Annotated in this window: 3 protein-coding genes; all 3 read left to right on the forward strand. The window is 63.9% G+C overall.

Annotation, left to right across the window (positions count from 1 at the left end; translation table 11 throughout):
* Window positions 1-15: 15 nt before the first annotated feature.
* Window positions 16-4134 (forward strand): DNA-directed RNA polymerase subunit beta, encoded by a 4119-nt coding sequence (gene rpoB, locus BRAD285_RS12340; protein WP_006611829.1) that lies wholly within the window; start codon window positions 16-18, stop codon window positions 4132-4134.
* Window positions 4135-4269: 135 nt separating this feature from the next.
* A complete protein-coding gene (gene rpoC / locus BRAD285_RS12345; protein ID WP_006611830.1) occupies window positions 4270-8469 on the forward strand; it encodes a DNA-directed RNA polymerase subunit beta' in 4200 nt (1399 codons plus the stop codon).
* A gap of 338 nt (window positions 8470-8807) precedes the next feature.
* On the forward strand, window positions 8808-10871 hold the full coding sequence (locus BRAD285_RS12350; RefSeq protein WP_006611831.1) for an FAD-dependent oxidoreductase: 2064 nt from the start codon (window positions 8808-8810) through the stop codon (window positions 10869-10871).
* The last annotated feature ends 183 nt before the right edge of the window (window positions 10872-11054 follow it).

Below are 11054 nucleotides of genomic sequence, written 5' to 3' on the forward strand. Positions count from 1 at the left end.
ACATGAGAGGCCACGATGGCGCAGCAGACATTCACCGGTCGCAAACGCGTTCGCAAGTTCTTTGGACACATCAAGGAAGTCGCGGAGATGCCGAACCTCATCGAGGTTCAGAAGGCGTCCTACGACCAGTTCCTGATGGTGGACGAGCCCACGGGCGGGCGGCCGGACGAGGGCCTGCAGGCGGTGTTCCGCTCGGTGTTCCCGATCTCCGACTTCTCAGGCACCTCGATGCTCGAGTTCGTCCGCTACGAGTTCGAGCCGCCGAAATATGACGTCGACGAGTGCCGCCAGCGCGGCATGACCTTCGCCGCGCCGCTCAAGGTGACGCTGCGCCTCATCGTGTTCGATATCGACGAGGAAACCGGCGCCAAGTCGGTCAAGGACATCAAGGAGCAGGACGTGTACATGGGCGACATCCCGCTCATGACCATGAACGGCACCTTCATCGTCAACGGCACCGAGCGCGTCATCGTCTCGCAGATGCACCGTTCGCCGGGCGTGTTCTTCGACCACGACAAGGGCAAGACCCATTCGTCGGGCAAGTTGCTGTTCGCCGCCCGCGTCATTCCGTATCGCGGCTCCTGGCTCGACATCGAGTTCGACGCCAAGGACATCGTGTTCGCGCGCATCGACCGTCGCCGCAAGCTGCCGGTGACGTCGCTGATGTTCGCGCTCGGCCTCGACGGCGAGCAGATCCTGTCGACCTTCTACAAGAAGCTGATCTACAAGCGCATCAAGGAAGGCTGGCGCGTTCCGTTCGACGCCAACCGTTTCCGCGGCTACTCCACCGTCAACGACCTGATCGACGCCGACACCGGCAAGGTCGTGCTCGAGGCCGGCAAGAAGCTCACCGTCCGTGCCGCCCGTCAGCTCCAGGAGAAGGGGCTGAAGGCGCTGCGCATGTCGGACGAGGAGCTGCTCGGCAACTACATCGCCGAGGATCTCGTCAACCCCAAGACCGGCGAGATCTACGCCGAGGCCGGCGAGGAGATCACCGACAAGCTGTTCAAGGTGCTGAACGAGCAGGGCTACAAGGACCTGCCGCTGCTCGACATCGACCACGTCAATGTCGGCCCCTACATCCGCAACACGCTGTCGGCCGACAAGAACATGACGCGTGAGGACGCGCTGTTCGACATCTACCGCGTGATGCGTCCGGGTGAGCCGCCGACGCTCGATTCCGCGCAGGCGATGTTCCAGTCGCTGTTCTTCGATGCCGAGCGCTATGACCTCTCCGCGGTCGGCCGCGTCAAGATGAACATGCGCCTCGAGCTCGATGCGCCGGACACCCAGCGCACCCTTCGCAAGGAAGACATTCTGGCGGTCATCAAGACGCTGGTCGACCTGCGCGACGGCAAGGGCGAGATCGACGACATCGACCATCTCGGCAACCGCCGCGTCCGCTCGGTCGGTGAGCTCATGGAGAACCAGTACCGCATCGGTCTGCTCCGCATGGAGCGCGCCATCAAGGAGCGCATGTCGAGCGTCGACATCGACACCGTGATGCCGCAGGACCTGATCAACGCGAAGCCTGCCGCCGCCGCGGTGCGCGAGTTCTTCGGCTCGTCGCAGCTGTCGCAGTTCATGGACCAGACCAACCCGCTGTCGGAGATCACCCACAAGCGCCGCCTCTCGGCGCTTGGACCGGGCGGTCTGACCCGTGAGCGCGCCGGCTTCGAGGTGCGCGACGTGCATCCGACGCATTACGGCCGCATCTGCCCGATCGAGACGCCGGAAGGTCCGAACATCGGCCTGATCAACTCGCTGGCGACGTTCGCCCGCGTCAACAAGTATGGCTTCGTCGAGACGCCGTACCGCAAGGTCAAGGACGGCCGCGTCACCGACGAGGTGGTGTATCTGTCCGCCATGGAGGAGGGGCGCTACCGCGTCGCGCAGGCCAACGTGCCGCTCGATGCCAAGGGCCGCTTCACCGAGGACCTCGTGGTCTGCCGTCATGCCGGCGAAGTCGTGCCGATGACGCCGGACAAGGTCGACTACATGGACGTGTCGCCGAAGCAGCTGGTTTCGGTTGCCGCGGCGCTGATCCCGTTCCTCGAGAACGACGACGCCAACCGCGCGCTGATGGGCTCGAACATGCAGCGCCAGGCGGTGCCGCTGGTTCGCGCCGAAGCGCCGTTCGTCGGCACCGGCATGGAGGGCGTGGTCGCCCGTGACTCGGGCGCTGCGATCGCGGCGCGCCGCTCGGGCGTGATCGACCAGATCGACGCCACCCGCGTCGTCATCCGCGCCACGGAAGATCTCGATCCGACCAAGTCGGGCGTCGATATCTACCGGCTGATGAAGTACCAGCGCTCGAACCAGTCGACCTGCATCAACCAGCGTCCGCTGGTGAAGGTCGGCGACATCGTCAAGAAGGGCGACATCATCGCTGACGGTCCGTCGACCGATCTCGGCGAGCTCGCGCTCGGCCGTAACGTGCTGGTCGCGTTCATGCCGTGGAACGGCTACAACTTCGAGGACTCCATCCTGCTCTCCGAGCGAATCGTGAAGGAGGATGTCTTCACCTCGATCCACATCGAGGAATTCGAGGTGATGGCCCGTGACACCAAGCTCGGTCCGGAGGAGATCACGCGCGACATTCCGAACGTGTCGGAAGAGGCGCTGAAGAACCTCGACGAAGCCGGCATCGTCTATATCGGCGCGGAAGTCCGCGCCGGCGACATCCTGGTCGGCAAGATCACGCCGAAGGGCGAAAGCCCGATGACGCCGGAAGAGAAGCTGCTCCGCGCCATCTTCGGCGAGAAGGCCTCGGACGTTCGCGACACCTCACTGCGGGTGCCGCCGGGCGTGCAGGGCACCATCGTCGAGGTCCGCGTGTTCAACCGTCACGGCGTCGACAAGGACGAGCGTGCGCTGGCGATCGAGCGGGAAGAGATCGAGCGTCTGGCCAAGGACCGCGACGACGAGCAGGCGATCCTGGACCGCAACGTCTACAGCCGCCTCGCTGACATGCTGGATGGCCGCCAGGGCATCTCCGGTCCGAAGGGCTTCAAGAAGGATACCAAGATCACCCGTGCGGTGCTCGACGAGTATCCGAAGTCGCAGTGGTGGATGTTCGCTTCGCCGAACGACAAGCTGATGGCCGAGATCGAGGCCATGCGGAAGCAGTACGACGAGTCGAAGAAGGGGCTGGAACAGCGCTTCCTCGACAAGGTCGAGAAGCTGCAGCGTGGCGACGAGCTGCCGCCGGGCGTGATGAAGATGGTCAAGGTCTTCGTCGCCGTGAAGCGCAAGATCCAGCCGGGCGACAAGATGGCCGGCCGTCACGGCAACAAGGGCGTCGTCTCCAAGATCGTGCCGATCGAGGACATGCCGTTCCTCGAGGACGGCACGCATGCGGACATCGTGCTGAACCCGCTGGGCGTGCCCTCGCGCATGAACGTCGGGCAGATCCTCGAGACCCATCTCGGCTGGGCCTGCGCGGGCCTCGGCCGGCGCATCGCGCAGACGGTGGATGCGTATCTGTCGAAGCAGGACATCAAGCCGCTGAAGGAAACGCTGAAGCGGATCTACGGCGAGGACGAGACCATCAAGACGCTCAACGACAATGAGCTGATTGAGCTGGGTCACAATCTGAGCCGTGGCGTGCCGATCGCCACTCCGGTGTTCGACGGCGCCAAGGAGTCCGACATCGAGGAGATGCTGAAGCTCGCCGGCATGGACGCTTCGGGCCAGTCGACCGTCTATGACGGCCGCACCGGCGACCCGTTCGATCGTAAGGTGACCGTCGGCTACATCTACATGCTGAAGCTGCACCATCTGGTCGACGACAAGATCCACGCGCGTTCGATCGGCCCGTACTCGCTGGTCACCCAGCAGCCGCTGGGCGGCAAGGCGCAGTTCGGCGGCCAGCGCTTCGGCGAAATGGAGGTGTGGGCGCTCGAAGCTTACGGCGCGGCCTACACGCTGCAGGAGATGCTGACGGTGAAGTCGGACGACGTCGCCGGCCGCACCAAGGTCTACGAAGCCATCGTGCGCGGCGACGACACGTTCGAGGCCGGTATTCCGGAATCGTTCAACGTGCTGGTCAAGGAAATGCGCTCGCTCGGCCTCAACGTCGACCTGCACAACTCCAAGCTCGGACCGGCGCCGACGTCGGAAGCCGCCGAGTAGTTCAAGAGATCTGGCCCGGCCGCCTGTAGCGGCCGGGTGCCGGCGCCTTCCTCCCGCGGGTCGGGGCAGGGCGCCCTCTTAAAAGAGATTTTCGAATTTGCGGCCGACCCCCGATCGGTCCGCGAGGAGAATACGATGAACCAAGAAATTATGAATCTCTTCAACCCGACGACGCCGGCTCAGGTCTTCGACCAGATCCGGATCTCGATCGCGTCGCCGGAAAAGATTCTGTCCTGGTCCTACGGCGAGATCAAGAAGCCGGAAACGATCAACTACCGCACCTTCAAGCCGGAGCGCGACGGCCTGTTCTGCGCCCGCATCTTCGGGCCGATCAAGGACTACGAGTGCTTGTGCGGCAAGTACAAGCGGATGAAGTACAAGGGCATCATCTGCGAGAAGTGCTCGGTCGAGGTGACGTTGTCGCGCGTCCGGCGCGAGCGCATGGGCCACATTGAGCTCGCCGCTCCCGTCGCGCACATCTGGTTCCTGAAGTCGCTGCCGTCGCGCATCGGCCTGCTGCTGGACATGACGCTGAAGGATCTCGAGCGGATCCTGTACTTCGAATATTACGTCGTCCTCGAGCCCGGTCTCACCGCGCTCAAGGACCGTCAGCTGCTGTCCGAGGACGAGTACCTCAAGGCGCAGGACGAATACGGCCAGGACAGCTTCACCGCCATGATCGGCGCCGAGGCCATCCGTGAGCTGCTGCGCGGCCTCGAGCTCGAGAAGCTCGAGCAGACGCTGCGTGCCGAGATGCAGGAGACCGACTCCGACATCAAGCACAAGAAGCTCGCCAAGCGCCTGAAGATCGTCGAGGCCTTCCGCCACTCCGGCAACAAGCCGGAATGGATGATCATGACCGTCGTTCCGGTGATCCCGCCGGATCTGCGGCCGCTGGTGCCGCTCGATGGCGGCCGCTTCGCGACCTCCGACCTCAACGACCTCTATCGCCGCGTCATCAACCGCAACAACCGCCTGAAGCGGCTGATGGAGCTGCGCGCGCCTGACATCATCATCCGCAACGAGAAGCGCATGCTTCAGGAAGCGGTGGATGCGCTGTTCGACAACGGCCGCCGCGGCCGCGTCATCACCGGCGCCAACAAGCGTCCGCTGAAGTCGCTCGCCGACATGCTCAAGGGCAAGCAGGGCCGCTTCCGTCAGAACCTGCTCGGCAAGCGCGTCGACTATTCCGGCCGTTCGGTCATCGTGGTCGGTCCCGAGCTGCGCCTGCATCAGTGCGGCCTGCCGAAGAAGATGGCGCTCGAGCTGTTCAAGCCGTTCATCTACTCGCGGCTCGACGCCAAGGGTCTGTCGACCACGGTCAAGCAGGCCAAGAAGCTGGTCGAGAAGGAGCGTCCGGAGGTCTGGGACATCCTGGACGAGGTCATCCGCGAGCATCCGGTGCTGCTGAACCGCGCGCCGACGCTGCATCGTCTCGGCATTCAGGCGTTCGAGCCGGTGCTGATCGAGGGCAAGGCGATCCAGCTGCATCCGCTGGTCTGCTCGGCCTTCAACGCCGACTTCGACGGCGACCAGATGGCCGTGCACGTTCCGCTGTCGCTCGAAGCGCAGCTGGAAGCGCGCGTCCTGATGATGTCGACCAACAACATCCTGCATCCCGCGAACGGCCAGCCGATCATCGTGCCGTCGCAGGACATCGTGCTCGGTCTCTACTACGTCTCGATCATGCGCGAAGGCATGCCCGGCCAGGGCATGACGTTCGGCAACATGGCCGAGCTCGAGCACGCGCTGCACGCCAAGGCCATCCATCTCCACAGCAAGATCAAGTACCGCTGGGAGGGGATGAACGAGGAAGGCAAGATCGCCAAGCGCTGGATCGAGACCACCGCGGGCCGCGTCATGCTCGGCAACCTCTTGCCGAAGCATCCGCGCGTGACCTTCGAGGTCATCAACAAGCTGATGACCAAGCGCGAAATCTCGGGCGTCATCGATCAGGTCTACCGTCACTGCGGTCAGAAGGAGACGGTGATCTTCTGCGACCGCATCATGGCGCTCGGCTTCTACAACGCCTTCAAGGCGGGCATCTCGTTCGGCAAGGACGACATGGTCGTGCCGGCCGGCAAGTGGAAGATCGTCGACACCACCCGTACGCTGGCGAAGGATTTCGAGCAGCAGTACAATGACGGTCTGATCACCCATGGCGAGAAGTACAACAAGGTCGTGGACGCCTGGTCGAAGGCCTCGGAAGAGATCGCCAAGGAGATGATGAAGGAGATCTCCGTCACCAAGAAGACGGCGACGGGGGCGGATGCCGACATCAACTCGATCTACATGATGTCGCACTCCGGTGCGCGTGGTTCGCCGGCCCAGATGCGTCAGCTCGCCGGCATGCGCGGCCTGATGGCCAAGCCGTCGGGTGAGATCATCGAGACGCCGATCATCTCGAACTTCAAGGAAGGCCTCTCGGTTCTCGAGTACTTCAACTCGACCCACGGCGCCCGCAAGGGTCTCGCGGACACCGCGTTGAAGACCGCGAACTCGGGTTACCTCACCCGCCGTCTGGTGGACGTCGCGCAGGACTGCATCATCACGCAGGACGATTGCGGCACCCATCTCGGCATCAAGATGCGTGCGATCGTCGACGCCGGCACGCTGGTGGCGTCGCTCGGCTCGCGCATCCTGGGCCGCGTGCCCTGCGACGACGTGCGCGATCCCGCCACCAACGCCGTGCTGGTCAAGGCCGGCACCTTGATGGAGGAGAGCCACATCGACGCCATCCAGCAGGCTGGCGTGCAGGAGGTGAAGATCCGCTCGGCGCTGACTTGCGAGCTGGTCAACGGCATCTGCAAGATGTGCTACGGCCGCGATCTCGCGCGCGGTACGCCGGTCAACCACGGTGAGGCTGTCGGCGTCATCGCCGCGCAGTCGATCGGTGAGCCCGGCACCCAGCTGACGATGCGCACCTTCCACATCGGCGGCGCGGCGCAGCTGAACGAGCAGTCCTTCGTCGAATCGAACTTCGAGGGCAAGGTGGTCATCCGCAACAAGGCGATCGCTCGCAACAGCGAAGGTCACCTGATCGCGATGGTCCGCAACATGGTCGTGACGATCGTCGACCCCGACGGCAGCGAGCGTGCGACGCACCGTATCCAGTACGGTTCGCGCATGCATGTTGACGACGGCGACATGATCAAGCGCGGCCAGCGCATTGCCGAGTGGGATCCTTACACCCGCCCGATCCTCACGGAAGCGGAGGGCACAATCGGGTTCGAGGATCTGACCGAAGGTCTGTCGATCTCGGAAACGCTCGACGAGTCCACCGGTATCGCCAAGCGCGTGGTCATCGACTGGCGTGGAACGCGCGGTGGCGCGGATCTGCGTCCGGCGATCGTGATCAAGGGCAAGGACGGCAAGGTGCTCAAGCTCGCCCGCGGTGGTGACGCCCGCTACATGCTGTCGGTCGACGCGATTCTGTCGGTCGACATCGGGGCGACGGTGGAGCCGGGCGACATCCTGGCGCGTATCTCGACCGAGAGCGCCAAGACGCGCGACATCACCGGCGGTCTGCCGCGGGTGGCGGAGCTGTTCGAAGCGCGCAAGCCGAAGGATGCCGCGATCATCGCTGAGATCGCCGGCACCATCCGGTTCGGCCGCGACTACAAGAACAAGCGTCGCATCTCGATCGAGCCGGTCGACAAGACCGAGGAGGCGCGCGAGTACCTGATCCCGAAGGGCAAGCACATCCATCTCCAGGATGGCGACATCGTCGAGAAGGGTGACTTCATCGTCGAAGGCAACCCGGCGCCGCACGACATCCTGGCGATCAAGGGCATCGAGGAACTCGCGGCCTATCTGGTCAACGAGATCCAGGAGGTCTACCGGCTCCAGGGCGTGCTCATCAACGACAAGCACATCGAGGTGATTGTCCGTCAGATGCTGCAGAAGATCGAGGTCACCGATCAGGGCGACACCGACATGATCTCGGGCGAGCAGGTCGACAAGATCGAGTTCGACGCGCTGAACCTGAAGGCGCAGGAGGAGGGCAAGAAGCCCGCCACCGGCAATCCGGTTCTGCTCGGCATCACCAAGGCGAGCCTGCAGACGCGGTCGTTCTTCTCGGCGGCCTCGTTCCAGGAGACCACCCGCGTCCTCACCGAGGCGGCGGTCAACGGCAAGATCGATCCGCTCGAGGGTCTCAAGGAGAACGTCATCGTCGGCCGCCTGATTCCGGCCGGCACCGGCGCCTCCATGGCCCGCATCCGCGAGGTCGCTCTCAAGCGCGACAAGCTGATTCTCGACGAGCGCGAGAAGCAGGCGGCGATCGTGCCGGCGCAGCCCGAGCCGCAGCCGCTGGCACTGCCGCCCGCAGAGTAAACACAGCGTTGCGGCAGGGCCTGACGGTGTCAGGTTCTGCCGCTCGTTCATCTGATATAGAAAAGGCCGGCGCTTGCCGGCCTTTTTTTGACAAGATTTTCTCCTGTTGCCGCGCTGCTGCCCCGTTGTTCATCTTCCCTTCAGGCACAAAGGCGCTTCTGGGAGCATCAGATCCGCTGAGCTGATGTCCGTCCACCGCGCGTGGCGATGCGCCGATTTGCTCGGGCGCAAACCCTGTGCGGGCCGGGTAGGCTATGGCCGATCGAGCCCCAAGGGTGGCAGACCCGAAACACGGACGACCGGCGCTGTCGCAGACAGCCGGAGATGGCGGAACTTCGATGCTTGACCTTGCGATTGTTGGTGGCGGTCCGGGCGGCCTGATGAGCGCCTGGTATTTGCGGCGGAAGCTCGGCGATCTCTGCAAGGTGACCATCTTCGAAGCATCCGACCGGCTCGGCGGCAAGATCGTCACGCGCAAGTTCGACACGGCGCCGGCCATGTACGAAGCCGGCGTCGCCGAGATCTACGACTACTCGATGACCGGCCCCGATCCCTTGCGCGAGCTGATCCAGCATTTCGGCCTGCAGACGATTCCGATGGACGCCTTGCAGGTGCAGCTCGACGGCGAACTGCTCGACGACGTTCCGGGACTTCGCCGCAAATACGGGCCGAAGACCGCCGCGGCGGTCGAGGCGTTTCGCAAGCGCTGCTCCGAGGTGATGTCGCCGGTCGAATATTACGAGGGCGTCGGCGCCCACGATAACGAGCACCCCTGGGCCTACAAGACCTGCGAGGAGCTGCTCGACGAGGAGGTCGAGGATCCGACCGCCAAGCGCTTCTTCAAGGTGATGTCGCGCTCCGACATCGCCACCGAGGCCCACAACACCAATGGCCTCAACGCGCTCAAGAACTTCGTGATGGATATCGACGACTACATCGGTCTGTATTCGATCCAGAACGGCAATGAGCAGCTGATCGAGTGCCTGCGCTCCGAGGTCGACGCCGACATCCAGCTCAACCACCGTGTGCTGCGCATCGGCAAGACCGAGCAGGGCCGCTATCGCCTCAACATGATGAACGGCAAGGGGCCGGAGACGCGCGAGTTCGATCTCGTGCTGGTGTGCCTGCCGCATTCCTGGCTGTCGACGGTCGGCTGGGAGGGCGAGAAGCTGCGCAAGTCGATGGTCAAGCACGTCGCCTATTTCGATCGTCCCGCGCACTATCTGCGCGTCTCGATCCTGTTTGATTCGCCGTTCTGGGGCGACAAGATCCCGGGCTCCTGGTTCATGTCGGAGGCGTTCGGCGGCTGCTGCATCTACAACGAGGGCTCGCGCCACGACGTCGGCAAACATGGCGTGCTGAACTGGCTGATCGCCGGTTCCGACGCGTTGGCGTTCGCCAACCTCTCCGACCAGGAGCTGATCGATGCCGCGCTGAAGTCGCTGCCGGCGGCGCTCGGCGATTCCAGCGCGCATTTCATGGAAGGCAAGATCCACCGCTGGCTGTCGTCGGTCAACGCGCTGCCCGGCGGCCTGCCGGTGCGCGACGTCATGACCAATCACCGCCCCGAGCCGAAGGAGCATCCGGGGATCGTGGTCGTCGGCGACTATCTGTTCGATTCGACGCTCAACGGCCTGCTCGATTCCTCGGATGCCGCGACCGACATCATCCTCACCGAGATGATGCGGCTGCGCCGCGCCAAGTCGCAGGCGGAGACGCCGCTCTCCGACAAGATCGATCGCGACTATTTCGACAATTATCGCGGGCAGGGGCCGTATGCCGAAGCCTGGTCGCACTTCACCGATCCGGACTATCTGCTCGGCCTGATCAAGATCGTCTGGAACAAGAGCAAGGGCAAAGGCTACAAGCTGCTGGTGGCCGGCTCCGCGAGCGGCGAACTGGTCGGCGCGCTGCGCGAGCGCGGCATCGATGCCTGGGGTATCGAGAACAACCGCTACATCCACGGCAAGACGCCGAAGGCGCTCAAGAAGTACAACAAACTCGGCTCGATCGCGGACCTGCCGTTCAAGACCGGGGAATTCGACTTCGTGTTTGAGACCAGCCTGTGCCATCTCGGCGACAAGCAGGTCGTGCGCGCGATTCGCGAGCTCAACCGCGTGGTCAAGACCGGGCTGGTGTTCGGCTCGATCACCTCGGACATGGCGCCGGCGCTTGTCGACCGCTACGACCTGCTGCGCGGCGTCAAGAAGCTCGGCACCTGGTGGGAATGGTCCGAGCTGTTCTTCGGCAACGGCTTCGATCTGGCGATGCACCGCCGCGACTGCACCGACGAGGTGTGGGCCGCAACTCTGGCCGCCAATAAGGGCCCGGGCCAGTGGTACGCCGACGCGGACAGCCTGCGCTACTCGTTCTTCGACAAGGTCGAGGACGACGAGGACTAGGCTTGCCTTCGGCGCGCGTCATTCTGGGGTAAGCTTGCTGACCTTGTCTGGGGCCAGCGGCCGGTCGCAACCTCGCTTGTTGCTCAGCATGGCCGGCTCGGCTGCCGGTGCGGCACCGTGTCGCGAGAATGCTGGCGGTCGACTCTCGCAGATGATAAAGCCGAGCCGCTTTCATCCGTTACG

The sequence above is a fragment of the Bradyrhizobium sp. ORS 285 genome (assembly GCF_900176205.1).
Lineage (GTDB): Bacteria > Pseudomonadota > Alphaproteobacteria > Rhizobiales > Xanthobacteraceae > Bradyrhizobium.